The 14,491-nt window shown below is 72.9% G+C and carries 18 protein-coding genes and 1 riboswitch; of the genes, 17 read left to right on the top strand and 1 reads right to left on the bottom strand.

The window, feature by feature from the left end; genetic code table 11:
- Positions 1-97 precede the first annotated feature (97 nt).
- The 16 genes from ACQP12_RS17880 (at position 98) to ACQP12_RS17805 (ending at position 12,741) form a co-directional block, all read left to right on the top strand.
- Positions 98-1,288, top strand: a complete 1,191-nt coding sequence (locus ACQP12_RS17880; protein WP_433280284.1) for a PP2C family protein-serine/threonine phosphatase — start codon at positions 98-100, stop codon at positions 1,286-1,288.
- Positions 1,289-1,334: 46 nt separating this feature from the next.
- Positions 1,335-1,805, top strand: coding sequence for a MarR family transcriptional regulator (locus ACQP12_RS17875; protein WP_433280282.1), 471 nt, complete (start codon positions 1,335-1,337; stop codon positions 1,803-1,805).
- Positions 1,806-2,118: 313 nt separating this feature from the next.
- Positions 2,119-2,751 carry a CDP-alcohol phosphatidyltransferase family protein gene (locus tag ACQP12_RS17870; protein WP_433280280.1) on the top strand — a complete coding sequence of 211 codons (633 nt, stop codon included), beginning with the start codon at positions 2,119-2,121 and terminating at the stop codon, positions 2,749-2,751.
- Positions 2,748-3,698, top strand: coding sequence for a DUF881 domain-containing protein (locus ACQP12_RS17865; RefSeq protein ID WP_433280278.1), 951 nt, complete (start codon positions 2,748-2,750; stop codon positions 3,696-3,698). The genes ACQP12_RS17870 and ACQP12_RS17865 overlap by 4 nt, the downstream gene beginning before the upstream one ends.
- Positions 3,695-4,027: a small basic family protein gene (locus ACQP12_RS17860; protein ID WP_007071104.1), complete on the top strand. Its 333-nt coding sequence runs from the start codon at positions 3,695-3,697 to the stop codon at positions 4,025-4,027. Before ACQP12_RS17865 ends, ACQP12_RS17860 begins: the two co-directional genes overlap by 4 nt.
- Before the next feature lie 10 nt (positions 4,028-4,037).
- Complete coding sequence (locus tag ACQP12_RS17855) at positions 4,038-4,982, top strand: DUF881 domain-containing protein (protein ID WP_433280276.1); 945 nt, start codon at positions 4,038-4,040, stop codon at positions 4,980-4,982.
- 56 nt (positions 4,983-5,038) lie between these two features.
- Entirely contained in the window at positions 5,039-5,419 is a 381-nt protein-coding gene (gene gcvH, locus ACQP12_RS17850) for a glycine cleavage system protein GcvH (RefSeq protein WP_262284244.1), read from the top strand.
- Between the two features lie 217 nt (positions 5,420-5,636).
- Positions 5,637-6,086: an oxoglutarate dehydrogenase inhibitor Odhl gene (gene odhI, locus ACQP12_RS17845; RefSeq protein WP_046570336.1), complete on the top strand. Its 450-nt coding sequence runs from the start codon at positions 5,637-5,639 to the stop codon at positions 6,084-6,086.
- On the top strand, positions 6,083-6,859 hold the full coding sequence (gene ftsR / locus ACQP12_RS17840) for a transcriptional regulator FtsR (protein ID WP_433280273.1): 777 nt from the start codon (positions 6,083-6,085) through the stop codon (positions 6,857-6,859). Before odhI ends, ftsR begins: the two co-directional genes overlap by 4 nt.
- Before the next feature lie 213 nt (positions 6,860-7,072).
- The gene (locus ACQP12_RS17835; protein ID WP_355352396.1) at positions 7,073-7,537 is read left to right on the top strand and encodes a bifunctional nuclease family protein; all 465 of its coding nucleotides are present in this window, start codon (positions 7,073-7,075) and stop codon (positions 7,535-7,537) included.
- A 208-nt stretch (positions 7,538-7,745) separates the two neighbouring features.
- Positions 7,746-8,324, top strand: a complete 579-nt coding sequence (locus tag ACQP12_RS17830) for a MerR family transcriptional regulator (RefSeq protein WP_433280271.1) — start codon at positions 7,746-7,748, stop codon at positions 8,322-8,324.
- Between the two features lie 459 nt (positions 8,325-8,783).
- Positions 8,784-9,173 (top strand): group I truncated hemoglobin, encoded by a 390-nt coding sequence (locus ACQP12_RS17825; protein WP_355055689.1) that lies wholly within the window; start codon positions 8,784-8,786, stop codon positions 9,171-9,173.
- A gap of 2 nt (positions 9,174-9,175) precedes the next feature.
- The gene (locus ACQP12_RS17820; protein ID WP_433280269.1) at positions 9,176-10,342 is read left to right on the top strand and encodes a globin domain-containing protein; all 1,167 of its coding nucleotides are present in this window, start codon (positions 9,176-9,178) and stop codon (positions 10,340-10,342) included.
- On the top strand, positions 10,339-11,022 hold the full coding sequence (locus tag ACQP12_RS17815) for a cell division protein DivIVA (protein WP_357946420.1): 684 nt from the start codon (positions 10,339-10,341) through the stop codon (positions 11,020-11,022). The genes ACQP12_RS17820 and ACQP12_RS17815 overlap by 4 nt, the downstream gene beginning before the upstream one ends.
- A gap of 160 nt (positions 11,023-11,182) precedes the next feature.
- Positions 11,183-11,590 (top strand): YciI family protein, encoded by a 408-nt coding sequence (locus ACQP12_RS17810; protein ID WP_357946783.1) that lies wholly within the window; start codon positions 11,183-11,185, stop codon positions 11,588-11,590.
- A gap of 5 nt (positions 11,591-11,595) precedes the next feature.
- Positions 11,596-12,741 carry an RNA polymerase sigma factor gene (locus ACQP12_RS17805; protein ID WP_433289320.1) on the top strand — a complete coding sequence of 382 codons (1,146 nt, stop codon included), beginning with the start codon at positions 11,596-11,598 and terminating at the stop codon, positions 12,739-12,741.
- Here the strand turns inward: ACQP12_RS17805 and ACQP12_RS17800 are convergent.
- Entirely contained in the window at positions 12,719-13,378 is a 660-nt protein-coding gene (locus ACQP12_RS17800) for an NAD(P)H-binding protein (RefSeq protein ID WP_433280267.1), read from the bottom strand. The two genes, ACQP12_RS17805 and ACQP12_RS17800, sit on opposite strands and share 23 nt — an antisense overlap.
- A 92-nt stretch (positions 13,379-13,470) precedes the next feature.
- Between ACQP12_RS17800 and ACQP12_RS17795 the strand changes: the two genes are divergently transcribed.
- Positions 13,471-14,319 (top strand): NAD-dependent protein deacetylase, encoded by an 849-nt coding sequence (locus ACQP12_RS17795; RefSeq protein WP_433280266.1) that lies wholly within the window; start codon positions 13,471-13,473, stop codon positions 14,317-14,319.
- Positions 14,320-14,386: 67 nt separating this feature from the next.
- A riboswitch (glycine riboswitch) is annotated at positions 14,387-14,485 on the top strand.
- Positions 14,486-14,491: the final 6 nt, after the last annotated feature.

Here is a 14,491-nt window from a genome sequence, read left to right as displayed (position 1 = left end):
CGCGATCGGCGCAGGTTGGAGCCGGCGCGTACCGGTGTCGGCGGGCCTCCGTATGATGCTTGCCCTACAGCAATAGTCGCCATCGGAGGATGTCAGCATGCCGGACGCGTCCGGAGCGGTGTCGCGCGCCCTGCGCGCCGCGCCCCCCGACCAGTTGGCGGAGGCCGCCGACGCGGCGCTCCGCCGGGTGCTCGACGCGTCGCGGACCGAGGTGTTCGTCGCCGACTACCGGTTCACCGGCCTCTGGCCGGTGCTGGACCCGGAGCTGCCCGAGGGCGGCTTCCTCGCCTGCCAGGGCGTCGCGAAGCGCTGCTTCAGCAGCCAGCAGCCGGTGCTGGACACCGCCGAGAACGGCCGGTGCCGGGCCTACCTGCCGCTGTCGGCGTGGGGGGAGCGGCTGGGTGTGCTGATGGTCGAGCTGCCGGCCGCACCGGACTCCGCCACGGTGGAGGCGGCCCGGGACGCCGCGGGCGAACTGGCGGTGGCGCTGCGGGCGGCGGACCGGGAGACCGACCGCTACCGGCGCGCGCGCCGCCGGGAACGGCTCACCATGGCCGCCGAGATGCAGTGGGACCTGCTGCCCGGGCGCAGCGTCACGCACGGCGACTACGTGCTGGCCGGGCAGCTCGAACCGGCGTACACGGTGGGCGGGGACCACTTCGACTGGTCGGTCGACGGCGACCGGCTCACCGTCACGGTGCTCAACGGCGCCGGCAACGGGCTGACCGCCGCGCTGCTCACGGCGGTGACCGTCAACGCGATGCGCAACGCGCGACGCTCCGGCGGCAGCCTGGTGGAGCAGGCCGAGCTGGCCTCGGACACCATCTTCTACCAGCACCGGGGGAGCCGGCACGTGGCCACGCTGCTGCTGGAGCTGGACAACCGGCGGGGCGTGGTGCGGGCCGTGGACGCCGGCTCGCCGCACGTGCTGTGCCTGCGCGGCGGGACCGTCACGCCGATCGCGCTGGAGCAGCAACTGCCGCTGGGCATGTTCGCCGAGACCCGCTACGACGTGCAGGAGTTCGCCGTGGAGCCGGGGGACCGGCTCTTCGTGGTCAGCGACGGGGTCTACGCGGCCGAGCCGGCCGGCCTGGAGCCGTACGGGGACCGGGCCATGGCGCGCGCCATGCGGTCCACTCGGCTGCAGCCGGCGACCGAGGCAGTTGGTACGGTGATGCGCGAACTGCACGCGTACCACGCCGACGCGGACCTCCGCGACGACGCGGTCGTCGTCTGCCTGGACTGGCGCGGTTCCCGCCCGCCGGACGGCGACGTCGGCGGGCGGTGACGGACCGGCGGGGGAACACGAGCGGGACGATCGCAGGGGACACCGGGTGGAGCGACCTCCGAATCTTGCCGCGGCCATCGATGCGGCGGCCGAGGCGCTCATCGGTGTGCTCGACTCCGCCACCTCCCGGCACGCCGTCAGCGTCTCGCCGACCCAGCTGCGGGTGCTGTCGCTGATCATGGCGCACCCGCGCACGAACGTGAACCGGCTGGCCGAGCTGCTCGACGTGGTGCCCTCGTCGGCGAGCCGGCTCTGTGACCGGCTGGAGGCCGTCGGCCTGCTGCGCCGGGCGCCCGACCCACGGGACCGGCGCGAGGTGCGCCTGATCCCCACCGCCGCGGCGGAGACCCTGCTGCGGGAGCTCACGGAGCGGCGGCACCATGCGGTCCAGGCGGTGCTGGACCGCATGCCCAACCGGGTGCAGCACGAGCTGCTGCTGGCGTTGTTGGCGTTCGGTCAGGCCACGTCGATGAGCACTCCGCAGGCCGCCGCCGACTCCACGGCCCGCACCGCCTGACCCACCCGGGCCCAGCCCGCCTCGGCGCGCCCACCGCATTCAGCTAGTGTCCTAGGATGCCTTAGCGGTGGTGTGGCGCCGCACACACCGCAGAGCTGAGCACCGGCGCAGCGCGGGGCCCGGAGCGGGCCGGGGGAGCCCGATATAGTGGCAGCGCAACTGGCCGGCCCATGATCGACGCGATCCTGGGCCGCGAGGGGGAGGTCCCAGCCCGGGATCGCAGAGGGCGCCGGCGTCTGACCGGCCGGCAACGCGCACGTTCCCGCGGCGGTCGTTCACTCGGCCGCCGGACCGTGCTGCGAAGGGAGGTTCGGTGTCGCGTCGGCCGGCTCCATCGGAGCACCCGGCTACCGGCGGTGCGGCGGAGGTCGTGGGGGACCGTGTCCTCACCCTGCCGAACCTGATCAGCTTCGTCCGGCTCGTCGGTGTCCCGCTCTTCCTCTACCTGTTCCTGGTGGTCAAGGCCGACGTGGCCGCCATCGTGGTGCTGGCGATCGGCGGCACCAGCGACTGGGTGGACGGCTGGGTCGCGCGCCGCCTCCACCAGGTCAGCCGGTTGGGCGAGCTGCTCGACCCGCTCGCCGACCGGCTCTACATCCTGGCCACGCTGCTGGCGTTCACCGCACGCGAGATCGTGCCGTGGCAGTTCACCGGCGCGCTGCTGGCGCGCGAGCTGCTGCTGCTCGGCTCGCTGGGTGTGCTGCGCCGCTACGGCTACGGCCCGCCGCCGGTGCACTACGTGGGCAAGACCGCCACGTTCCTCCTGCTGGCCGCGTTCCCGATTCTGCTGCTGGCGTCCGCCGCCGAGAGCGTCGCCACCGCGGCGGGCGCGATCGGGTGGGGGTTGGCCTGGTGGGGCCTGGTGCTCTACTGGGTGGCCGGCGCGATGTACGTGGTGCAGGTCGCCCGCCTGGTCCGGGCGCGACGCGCGGGAGCGGCGGCATGACGGTGGCGCGGCCGGGCGACGGCGACCGCGACCGCGACCCGTCGGCGCGGGTGTACGCGCCGGACTTCCTCACCGACCTGTTCCGCAACCCCCTCGATCCGGGTTACCGCGACGCCGCGGCCCGGCGCGCCACCGTGCCGCCGTCACGGCTGCGGCGGGTGCTGGCGCGGCCGGTGAGCGTGGTGGTGCTGTTGGTGATCGGGTTCCTGTTCGCGGTGGCCTATCGGGAGACGATGGCGGAGGAGCCGGGCCGGGCGAAGGCGCGGGCCGGGCTGATCGCCGAGATCAAGCAGCGGGAGGCCGAGACGGACCGGTTGACCGCGCGGGCGGACCAGCTGCGCGAGGAGGTCGGCCGGCAGCGGGACGCGGCGTTGAGCGGGTCGCAGGCGTCGCGGCTGCGCAACCTGGAGGCGGGCACGGGCCTGGGCCGGGTGCGCGGTGACGGTGTGGTGGTGCGCCTGGCGGACGCGCCGCGGGATCAGGACGCGGTGACCGGTGCGGACGCGGGGCCGTCGCGGGTGTTGTACTCCGACCTGCAGAAGGTGGCGAACGCGCTGTGGGCGGCGGGCGCGGAGGCGGTGGCCATCAACGGGCAGCGGTTGACGGCGACGTCGACGATCCGCCAGGCGGGAGAGGCGATCCTGGTGGACTACCGGCCGGTGACGGGTCCGTACGAGGTGTCGGCGATCGGGCCGGGCTCGATGCGGAAGCGGTTCGACGGCAGTGAGGCGGCGGAGCTGATGCGTTACGTGGCGCGGACGAACGGGTTGACGTTCGGAGTGAAGGACGCGGACAACCTCACCCTGCCGGCGGCTCCGGAGCCACGGCTACGCTACGCCGAGCCTTCGGTGAGTCCGAGCCCGTCGGGTTCGGGTGTCGCCGGTTCGGCACGTCCTGGGCCGTCCGGTCCGGGGACCTCTTCGAGCCCCTCCGGAGGTGGCCGATGATCGCGGTGCTGGCGTTGCTCGCCGGTGTGGTGCTCGGGGTGTATCTGGATCCCACGGTGCCCGCGGCGTTGCAGCCGTACCTGCCGATCGCCGTGGTGGCGGCGCTCGACGCCGTGTTCGGCGGGGTGCGGGCGAAGCTGGACCGGATCTTCGACGACAAGCAGTTCGTGGTGTCGTTCATCTCGAATGTGCTGGTGGCGGGTCTGATCGTGTACCTCGGTGACCAGTTGGGGGTGGGCGGTCAGTTGTCCACCGGTGTGGTGGTCGTGCTCGGGGTGCGCATCTTCGGAAACGTGGCGGCGATCCGCCGGCACCTGTTCCGGGCGTAGGTTTGTGGCGATGAGCGAGGAGCACAGGGAGACGGGCACGGGTTGGCCGCAGCCGGCGGAGCCGGAGCGGCCGGCGGGGCCGGCCGGTGAGCCGGATCCGCGCCCGGACGCGCCGGATCCGGACGAGTTGAGTCCGTTGGCGCCGGCCGGGCCGGTCGAGCAGGAGGACGTGCCGTCGCCGGCGGAGGAGCCGGGGGCGTCGAGCGAGGTCGCGGCCGCCGACGGTGGTGCGGCGGAGGCGAAGCCGGTGCCGGTGTCGCGGCGGTTGACGTCGGCGGGCGCGATGATCGCGGTGTTGCTGGCGTTGCTGGGTTTCACCCTGGTGGTGCAGTTGAAGACGACGTCGACGGATCCGACCCTCGCGGCGACGCGGGAGGAGGACCTGGTTCGGATCTCGTCGGATCTGGATTCGCGGGAGCGGCGGCTGCGGCAGGACATCGAGGCGTTGGAGGAGAGCCAGCGGCAGTTGCGGTCGGGTGAGCAGGGTCGGCAGGCGGCGCTGGAGGAGGCGACGCGGCGGGCGGACGAGCTGGGCATCCTGGCGGGCACGTTGCCGGCGGTGGGGCCGGGTCTGTCGGTGCGGTTCGCGGGTCCGGACAAGGCGGTCTCGGCGGCGCGGATCCTGGACGCGGTGCAGGAGTTGCGGGGCGCGGGCGCGGAGGCCATGCAGATCGCGGGCTCGGACGGTACGGCGGTGCGGATCATCGCGTCGACGTATTTCGTGGATGAGCCGGGTGGTGGTCTGGTGGTGGACGGGCGGCGGTTGAGCGGCCCGTTCGTGATCTTGGTCATCGGTGATCCGCCGACGCTGCGTACGGCGTTGAACATTCCCGGCGGGGTGGTCGCATCGGTGGAGGAGGACGGCGGTAACGTGACGCCGGAGGACAGTGAGGCTGTGGAGGTTTCGCAGCTGCACGCGCCGATCAAGCTGGAACACGCCCGGCCGGTCTCCTGACCGGTCGCGGCCGCGCCGGTTTCCCCCCGGTGCACCGATGACGAAGGACGCAGCTGGTGATTCCTGAGGATCTGCGGTACACCGCCGAGCACGAGTGGGTGGCTGGTGGGGACGGCGGCGCCGTCCGGATCGGCATCACGCACTTCGCGCAGGACGCCCTGGGTGACATCGTGTTCGTCCAGTTGCCGGACGAGGGCGCGGTGGTGGCGGCGGGTGAGTCGCTGGGTGAGATCGAGTCGACGAAGAGCGTGTCGGAGATCTACGCGCCGTTGAGCGGCACGGTGGCGGCGCGCAACGAGGCGTTGGCCGACACCCCTGAGGTGATCAACACGGATCCGTACGGTGCGGGGTGGTTGGTGGAGATCACTCCGGATGATCCGGCGGCGGTCGAGGGTTTGTTGACCGCTGGTGCGTACCGCGAGCTCACCGAGAGCTGAGTTCGTGCGTTCCGGGCGGCGGGCTCGTGTCCGCGCGTCCGGTTGCCCTGTTTTTCGGCGCTGGCTAGGCTCGCCCAGTTGACCGAGAACCAATAGTTTGAGCGTTGCGGAATGCGCCTTCCCGGCACGGGGAGCCAGCCGCCGGGTGTGGGTATGCCCGGCGGCCAGACCCGCCATTGCCCGACGCCGACCGAAACAGATCCGTGAGGTGGTCCCCATGACGCGCCCAGACGACGAGTTCCCCCCGCTCGACGTCACTTCGACGCTCAATCTCGGTTCGCTCGACGAAGTGCTGGAGGGTCCGGACACCGATGTGGTGCCGAGCCGCATGTCCGGCTCGTTGCCGCCCGGGATGGCGTTGCTGGTGGTTCGCCGGGGTCCGAACGCGGGCGCCCGGTTCCTGTTGGACCACGATGTGACGACGAGCGGCCGGCACCCGGACAGTGACATCTTCCTCGACGACGTGACGGTGTCGCGGCGGCACGCGGAGTTCCACCGGGACGGTGGCACGTTCACGGTGCGGGACGTGGGCAGCCTGAACGGCACGTACGTGAACCGGGAGCGGGTCGAGGCGGCGACGCTGAGCAACGGCGACGAGGTGCAGATCGGCAAGTTCCGGGTGGTGTTCATCGCCGGTCCGCGTCCGGAGGAGGCCGGCCGGGGGTGAACGGGCCTGCGGCTTCGACGTCGCCCGGGGCGGCGAACGATCCGCCGCGCTCATCCGCGATGCCGCTGATGAGCATCGGCGAGGTGCTGGCGCAGTTGCGGGTGGAGTTTCCGGACGTCACGATCTCGAAGTTGCGGTTCCTGGAGGCCGAGGGCCTGGTGGAGCCGGAGCGGACGCCGGCGGGATACCGGAAGTTCAGCTGGGACGACGTGGCGCGGTTGCGGTTCGTGTTGACCGCGCAGCGGGACCAGTACCTGCCGTTGCGGGTGATCCGGGACCAGTTGGCGGAGTGGGATTCGTCGGGTGCGGCGCCGGGTCGGCAGCGGCCGAATCTGGTGGCGGTGGGTCCCGGTGGTGAGGTGCCGGGTCGGGATGCGGCGGAGCCCGCCGAGTCGTCGTCGGAGATGCGGCTGGGTCGGGCGGAGCTGATCTCGCGCAGCGGTGTCGACGAGTCGACGTTGGCCGAGTTGGAGCGGCTCGGTGTGCTGGTGTCGGATCCGCCGGGCTGGTACGACGCGGACGCGTTGATCATCGCGCGGGCGGTGGCGGGTCTGGCGGCGTACGGCTTGGAGCCGCGGCACCTGCGGGCGTACCGGACGGCGGCGGACCGGGAGGTCGGTCTGTTCGCGCAGTTGGTGGCGCCGCTGGCGCGGCAGTCGGATCCGGCGGCGCGGGCGCGGGCGGCGGAGACGGCGCGGGAGTTGGTGGCGTTGTCGCAGCAGTTGCACGCGGCGTTGGTGCGGGTGGGGCTGCGGTCGACGTTGGGTCGGTGAGGTGGTGGGGGCCGGGTGTCGTGGGGGCGCCCGGCCTTCGTCGTGCGTGGGCGCGGAAAGATCTGTTCCGGGAAGCGTGTCGTAGGCTTGCCGGGGTAACCCGTTGCGGCGAGGCGTGGTGCACGTAGCGGATGGGACTCCCGTGTCGCGGTCCGTGTACCGTGCAGGGAAGGGCGCGGTGCGGGCGTAGGTGACAACGACACGGAGGCGGCGGTGCGCGAGCTGAGCGTGGTCGGAGTTCGGGTGGAGCTGCCCAGCAACCAGCCGATCGTCCTGCTGCGGGAGGTCGAGGGGGACCGCTATCTGCCGATCTGGATCGGCGCGGTCGAGGCGACGGCGATCGCCTACGAGCAGCAAGGTGTGAAGCCGGCGCGGCCGTTGACGCACGATCTGTTGCGGGACGTGCTGGCGGCGTTGCAGGCGCCGTTGCACGCGGTGGAGATCACCGAGTTGAAGGAGAACGTCTTCTACGCCGATCTGTTGATCGGTGACGGCGTTCGGGTGTCGGCGCGGCCGAGCGATTCGATCGCGTTGGCGTTGCGGGTCGGTGCGCCGATTCGTTGTGCCGAGCAGGTCCTCTCCGAGGCGGGGATCGTGATCCCGGACGAGCAGGAGGACGAGGTGGAGAAGTTCCGGGAGTTCCTGGAGCAGGTGCGTCCGGAGGATTTCGCGGGCTGAGGTGGCCGGCCGGTGGGCCGGTTCCGGTGCGGCGGCGGTTGTCACGGTGGGTGACGGCTGACCGCCGTCGGTGATCTTCCGGTGGCGGTGCGGCGTGTCGCGGTGTCTCCTGCGGGTCAACGTCCGGCGCCGGCGCTAGGGTTGCGGTGTCGAGGGGTGCGCGCACGGGGAGACGGCGTGGCACCGCACGGGCGGGGAGGTTGTCCGGATGCACGAGCCGCGAGATCCTGGTCCGACTACGGAGCAGCTGCCCGACCCGGTCATTGACGGTGACGTGGGCTACCGGGGTGTGACGGCGTGTCACGCCGTCGGCATCAGCTACCGGCAGTTGGACTACTGGGCCCGGACGGGTCTGGTGGTGCCGAGCGTGCGGGACGCGTCCGGTTCGGGGACGTCCCGGTTGTACTCCTTCCGCGACCTGGTGGTGTTGAAGGTCGTGAAGCGGCTGTTGGACGCCGGGGTGTCGTTGCAGAACATCCGGAAGGCCATCGACGCGTTGCGGTCGCGCGGGGTGGAGGACCTGGCGGGCATCACGTTGATCTCGGACGGGACGACGGTGTACGAGTGCCGGTCGCCGGAGGAGGTCGTCGACCTGTTGCAGGGCGGCCAGGGGGTGTTCGGCATCGCGATCGGTGGCGCGTTCAAGGAGATCGAGGGTTCGCTGTCGCATCTGCCGGCGGAGCCGGTGGGTGGCCAGCCGGAGCCGGCGGCGCCGCCGGTGGAGGCGGAGTCCGAGTCGGTGGGTGACGAGTTGGCGGCGCGGCGTGCGCGCCGCCGGGCGGGCTGAGTCGCTCGTCACGGGTCTTCGGGGCCACGCCACGCCCAAAACGGGTACGGCGTGGTCCCTTTTTCGATCACAGGGCGTGTCGGCCGGTCGGCCGGGTGCGCCGGTTCCCGGGTGAGCACGGCCGCCGGCCGGGTGGGGTGACGGTGACGTGCGGAAACGGCACCTTGCTGGAGGGCCGGCCGGGGCTGTCCGAAAGGGACCGTGCACGGGATGCGGTGGAGGTGGCATCCACCCAGCGTGGCGGTGCGCTCGCGTCCCGCGAGCGATTCGCCGGGGATGTTGACTGTCCGTGATCGACGGATGTCGGGAATCCGATAGGGCAGGGCTGAACCGTTTCGGCGGGCACGCTATGGTCCGACACGGTCGCTTGCGCGTGGCCGTTCGGTGGAGCCGGTGCGACGCGTGCGGGCTGCCCCTCCGCGGCGCTGGTCGCGTTGCCCCCTCCCGGAAGGAACCACCATGACGGTGACCGAAGAGACCACCCCGATCTCCCACTACGAGCGCATCGGCGGCGCCGCCGCGGTGAAGGCCGCGGTGGAGCTGTTCTACGACAAGGTGCTGGCCGACCCGGACCTGGCCGGCTACTTCACCGACGTGAACATGCCCGAGCAGCGGCGGCACCTGGCGCTGATGCTCGCCGTGGTCCTCGGCGGCCCGAACGAGTACGCGGGCCGCGGCCTGGCCGAGGCGCACCAGCCGCTGAACATCCCGGTGGCGCACTACGTGAAGGTCGGCGAGCACCTGACCGCGACGCTGGTCGAGCTGGGGGTGCCGGCCGACGTGATCGCCGACGTGCACGTCGTGCTGGGTCAGGTCCAGGACCAGGTCGTGTCGTCGGGGAACGCCTGAGCGTGGACGCAGGGCGGCTCAAGCAGAGTTGGTCCCTGGTCGCCGCGCACGGCGACCAGGTCCCGCTCTACTTCTATTCGACACTGTTCCTGGCGTACCCGGAGACCCGGCAGATGTTCCCCACGAACATGGCCGGGCAGCGGGACCGCCTGGTGAACGCGCTGGGGCACATCGTGTCCCACGTGGACCAGGTGGACCAGCTCGTCGGGTTCCTCCAGGACCTCGGCGCGGACCACCGCAAGTTCGCGGTGCGCGCCGAGCACTATCCGGCGGTCGGTGAGGCGCTGCTCGCGACGCTGCGGCACTTCTCCGGCGAGGCGTGGACCGACGAGCTGGCCGCCGACTGGGCGGCCGCGTACGGGTTGGTCGCGCAGGTGATGATGGACTCGGCGCAGGCGGCGGAGACGAAGTCCCCACCGTGGTGGGTGGCGGAGATCCTCGGGCACGAGCGGCGCACGTTCGACGTGGCGGTGCTCACGCTGCGGCCGCAGTACCTGCTGCAGTTCACCCCCGGCCAGTCGATCGGGGTGTCGCACCCGGCGGTGCGGTCGTGGCGTTACTACTCGCCGGCGAACGCGCCGCGCCCCGACGGGACGCTGGAGCTGCACGTGCGGGCCGCGCCGGGCGGCGCGGTGTCGTCGCGGCTGGTGTACGGGTGCGCGGTGGGCGACCAGTTGCACCTGGCCGCGCCGGTGGGTGACCGGTTGACGTTGTGGCAGGCCGGCTCGTCGGATCTGCTGCTGCTGGCCGGTGGCACCGGCTGGGCGCCGGTGAAGTCCCTGCTGGAGCAGGTCGCCGCGGAGGGCGTGGGCCGCCGGGTGGACCTGTACGTGGGGGCCCGGTCCCGGCTGGAGTTCTACGACAGCGAGGCGATCGACAAGTTCGCCGCGTCGTACCCGTGGCTGCGGGTGACGTACGTGGCGGGCGCCGATCCGCGGCGGCCGGGTGAGTTCGTGCAGGTGGCCGACCAGGTCCTGGCCGACGGGGACTGGCGGTCGCGGCACGTGTACGTGTGCGGCTCCGACGAGATGGTGAGCCATTCGGTGGCGGCGCTGTCCAAGGCCGGCTACCAGCCGGGTCAGCTGCACCACGAGGGTTTCGGCAAGCACTGGTACGGGCCGGCCTTCCGGACGATGACCGCCCCTGACGATTCCGGAGGAGCTCGATGAGCGCGACCCCGATCAGCAGGTATGAGGGCCAGGTGACCCACGGTGTGGCGCAGGTGCGCCTCAGCGCCGACCGGGTGCGCCGGTGGGAGTTCGGGTCGGCGTCGTTCACCCGCCGCGGCTACGACCACGCCGACGTGGACCGGTTCCGGGTGCAGGTGGCCGACGAGCTGGATCTGCTGGCCACCCAGCTGGCGAATCTGCGGGCGGAGAACGAGCGGCTCAACGACCACCTGGAGCTGCACCGGCACGGGGTGATCCCGAGTGCCGACAACGGCGCGCCGACGCCGGCCGCGAAGGAGGTGAACCTGCTGTCGGCGGCGCAGCGGGAGGCCGAGCAGATCATCGCGCAGGCCCACGACTACGCCCGGCGGGTCGCCGAGTACGCCCGGATGCAGTACGAGAGCTACATGCAGGCCGCGGCGGAGGAGGCGAAGCAGGAGGCGGAGCGGGCGGTGACGGAGTACCGCAGCAACGCCGGGGTGAACTTCGACGACTCGGTGGCCACCCGGGAGGCGCTGCGGATCTTCGGCGAGATGATGATCTCGCACATGCAGGCGGCGGCCCGGCACCTGGACGACGGCAGCGAGCAGCTGTCGCGGACGATGGAGCGGATCGCCCGGGAGGTGCCCGCGGTCGGCGGTGGGCAGCCGCAGGTGGCGCTGCCCCGCCACCAGCGCTGAGCGGCGGCCCGGCCCACCGGGGTCACCCCGGTGGGCCGGGCGCGCGCCGGGTCCCGCGAAGTTCGCCGGAAAATTGTCGCGGCGGGATGTCGAGAACGTGGGTGCGGCTGCGTCCCCCGGGTGAACACGGCGACGATGGCCGTACCGCACCGAGGAGAACCTGATGAAGTACCTGCTGCTCAAGCACTACCGGGGCGCGCCGGCGGCCGTCAACGACGTGCCGATGGACCAGTGGACGCCGGAGGAGGTCTCGGCCCACGTGCGGTACATGCGGGACTTCGCCGCGCGGCTGGAGGGCACCGGGGAGTTCGTCGACGGTCAGGCGCTGTCCCCGGAGGGCACGTTCGTCCGCTACGACGGCGACGGGCGGCCGCCGGTCACCGACGGCCCGTTCGCGGAGACGAAGGACCTGATCGCCGGCTGGATGGTGATCGACGTCGACAGCTACGAGCGGGCGCTGGAGCTGGCCGGTGAGCTGTCCGCGGCCCCGGGCGCCGGTGGGAAGCCGATCCACGAGTGGCTCGAGGTGCGGCCGTTCCTGACCGAGCCCCCCACCATCACGGAGTGAACACGGTGGACGAGGCCCTGCTGCGGGCCCTCACCCCTACCGTGATCGGCATCCTCGTCCGCCGCGGAGCTGACTTCGCGGCGGCCGAGGATGCCGTGCAGGACGCCCTGATCGAGGCTGTGCGCGGGTGGCCGGACGACCCGCCGCGGGACCCGAAGGGCTGGCTGGTCACGGTGGCCTGGCGCAAGTTCCTCGACGCCGCCCGCGCGGACGCCTCCCGCCGGCACCGGGAGGTCCGCGTCGACGCCGAGCCGACGCCCGGCCCGGCCGAGGTGGTGGACGACACGCTGCAGCTGTACTTCCTGTGCGCGCATCCGTCCCTCACGCCGGCCTCGGCGGTCGCGCTCACGCTGCGGGCGGTCGGCGGCCTGACCACGCGTCAGATCGCGCGGGCGTACCTCGTGCCGGAGGCGACGATGGCGCAGCGGATCAGCCGGGCCAAGCGGACCGTGTCGGCGGTGCGGTTCGACCAGCCCGGTGACGTGGCCACGGTGCTGCGCGTGCTCTACCTGGTCTTCAACGAGGGCTATTCGGGCGATGTCGACCTCGCCGGCGAGGCGATCCGCCTCACGCGGCAGCTGGCGGCCAGGATCGACCACGAGGAGGTCGCGGGCCTGCTCGCGCTCATGCTGCTGCACCACGCGCGGCGGGCGGCGCGGACCGGCCCCGACGGCCGGCTGGTGCCGCTCGCGGAGCAGGACCGCGGCCGGTGGGACACCCGCCTGATCGCCGAGGGCGTCGACGTGCTCCAGCGGGCCCTCGCCCGCGACCGCCTGGGGGAGTTCCAGGCCCAGGCCGCCATCGCCGCGCTGCACGCCGACGCGCGGGCGGTCGAGGAGACCGACTGGGTGCAGGTCGTCGAGTGGTACGACGAGCTGGTGCGGCTCACCGACAGTCCGGTGGCGCGCCTCAACCGGGCCGTCGCGGTCGGCGAGGCCGACGGCCCGCGCGCCGGCCTGGCCGCCCTGTCCGGGCTCGACCCGGCCCTGCCCCGCCACGGCGCCGTCGCGGCGTACCTGCACGAGCGCGACGGTGACCTGGCGCTCGCGGCGCGGCTCTACGCCGACGCCGCGCGGGCGGCCGCGAGCCTGCCCGAGCGGGACCACCTCACCCGCCAGGCCGCCCGGCTCAACGCGCGGCTGCGCGGGTGACCGCCTCGGCGATCGGGGTTTCCCCGCCGACCAGTTCCAGGGTGAGCCCGGCGGTGTCCGGGGCGGCCAGCAGGGCGAGCAGGACCCGGGCCACGTCGGCGCGGGTGACCGGCCCCGGGTCGACGTGCCGGGCCAGGGTGATCCGGCCGACCGGTGCGTCGTCGGTGAGCCGGCCGGGGCGCAGCACGGTCACGTCGAGGTCCCGGCCGGTGAGGTCGTCCTCGGCGGCCTTCTTCGCCCGCAGGTACGCCGCCCACACCTCGTCGGTCCCGGCCCTCGGCGGCCGGTCCACGCCCATCGAGGAGACCAGCAGGTAGCGGCGGACCCCGGCGCGCTGCGCGGCGTCGGCGAGCAGCACCGCGGCGGCCCGGTCGACGGTGTCCTTGCGGGCCGCGCCGCTGCCCGGGCCGGCGCCGGCGGCGAAGACCACCGCGTCGGCGCCGGCCAGGTGCCCGGCGACGGTGTCGACGTCGGTGTGTTCCAGGTCGCAGACGACCGGTTCGGCGCCGGCGGCGCGCAGCGCGGCCCCGTGCTCCGGGTTGCGGATCAACCCGACGGCGGTGTCGCCGCGGCCGGCGAGTTCCCGCTCCAGCAGCTTCGCGATCTTCCCGTGGCCTCCGGCGATGACGACGCGCATGCCCTCAACCTAGCCCCGCGACCCCGCCCGCACCGGGTGAGCGGTGGGCCCGGGTTCGCCGGAGGCGGGGCGGGCGAGGCAGCATGGACGCCGTGACCGAGACGTTCGAGGTGTTGACCCGGCTGGTGGGCGCCGGGGACGTGGTGGTGCTCAGCGGCGCCGGCCTGTCCACCGAGTCGGGCATCCCGGACTACCGGGGGCCCTCCGGGGCGGCCCGCCGGCACACCCCGATGACCTACCAGGCGTTCACCCGGGACGCGGACGCGCGGCGGCGCTACTGGGCGCGCAGCCACCTGGGCTGGCGGCTGATCGCCCGGGCCGCCCCCAACGACGGGCACCGGGCGGTCGCCCGGCTGCAACGCGCCGGCCTGCTCGGCGGGATCATCACCCAGAACGTCGACGGCCTGCACACCACCGCCGGCGCCACCGGCGTGATCGAGCTGCACGGCCGCCTCGACGAGGTGACCTGCCTGGACTGCGGCAACCTGACCTCCCGCGACGAGCTGGACCGGCGGCTCACCGAGGCCAACCCGGGTTTCGACGCCCACGTCGCGCACGTCAACCCCGACGGCGACGTGGACCTGCCCGACGAGGCGGTGGCCCGCTTCCGCACCGTCGACTGCGGCATCTGCGGCGCCGGGATGCTCAAACCCGACGTGGTGTTCTTCGGCGAGACGGTGCCCGCGCCGCGGGTCGCCGACTGTTTCGCCCGGGTCGAGGGGGCGCGGGCGCTGCTGGTGCTCGGCTCCTCCCTGACGGTCATGTCGGGACGCCGGTTCGTGCTGCGCGCGGCGAAGCTCGGCATCCCGGTGGCCATCGTCAACCAGGGCCCCACCCGCGGCGACGGGTACGCCACCGTCACCCTCGACGCGCCGCTGGGCGCGACGCTCACCGCGCTGGCCGACCGGGTCGCCGCGCAGCCGGCGCCCGCCGCCGTGTGACCGACCCTCCGGGCGGGGTACGACATGAGCCGGAAACATGGTCGCTGGTAGCGTTGACCATGCCGGTACCACCCACGTGGGAGAGACCGCCCGGGAACCACCCGGACGGCGCCGAAGGGGCAGATTCTCCCCGGAACCTCTCAGGCAAAAGGACCACGTGGGCAGGCGCTGT

This window comes from Micromonospora sp. CA-244673 (assembly GCF_050948395.1).
GTDB lineage: Bacteria > Actinomycetota > Actinomycetes > Mycobacteriales > Micromonosporaceae > Micromonospora.
The sequence above is the reverse complement of the archived record's forward strand: the minus strand, read 5'-3'. Positions and strand labels throughout refer to the sequence as shown.

Bases quoted from the DNA above. Each gene is read 5' to 3' on its own strand.
- ACQP12_RS17825 (WP_355055689.1), top strand. From the start codon at position 8,784: ATGACGGTGACCGAAGAGACCACCCCGATCTCCCACTACGAGCGCATC.
- ACQP12_RS17830 (WP_433280271.1), top strand. From the start codon at position 7,746: ATGCACGAGCCGCGAGATCCTGGTCCGACTACGGAGCAGCTGCCCGAC.
- ACQP12_RS17860 (WP_007071104.1), top strand. From the start codon at position 3,695: ATGATCGCGGTGCTGGCGTTGCTCGCCGGTGTGGTGCTCGGGGTGTAT.
- ACQP12_RS17865 (WP_433280278.1), top strand. From the start codon at position 2,748: ATGACGGTGGCGCGGCCGGGCGACGGCGACCGCGACCGCGACCCGTCG.
- odhI (WP_046570336.1), top strand. From the start codon at position 5,637: ATGACGCGCCCAGACGACGAGTTCCCCCCGCTCGACGTCACTTCGACG.
- ACQP12_RS17855 (WP_433280276.1), top strand. From the start codon at position 4,038: ATGAGCGAGGAGCACAGGGAGACGGGCACGGGTTGGCCGCAGCCGGCG.
- ACQP12_RS17800 (WP_433280267.1), bottom strand. From the start codon at position 13,378: ATGCGCGTCGTCATCGCCGGAGGCCACGGGAAGATCGCGAAGCTGCTG.
- ACQP12_RS17880 (WP_433280284.1), top strand. From the start codon at position 98: ATGCCGGACGCGTCCGGAGCGGTGTCGCGCGCCCTGCGCGCCGCGCCC.
- ACQP12_RS17815 (WP_357946420.1), top strand. From the start codon at position 10,339: ATGAGCGCGACCCCGATCAGCAGGTATGAGGGCCAGGTGACCCACGGT.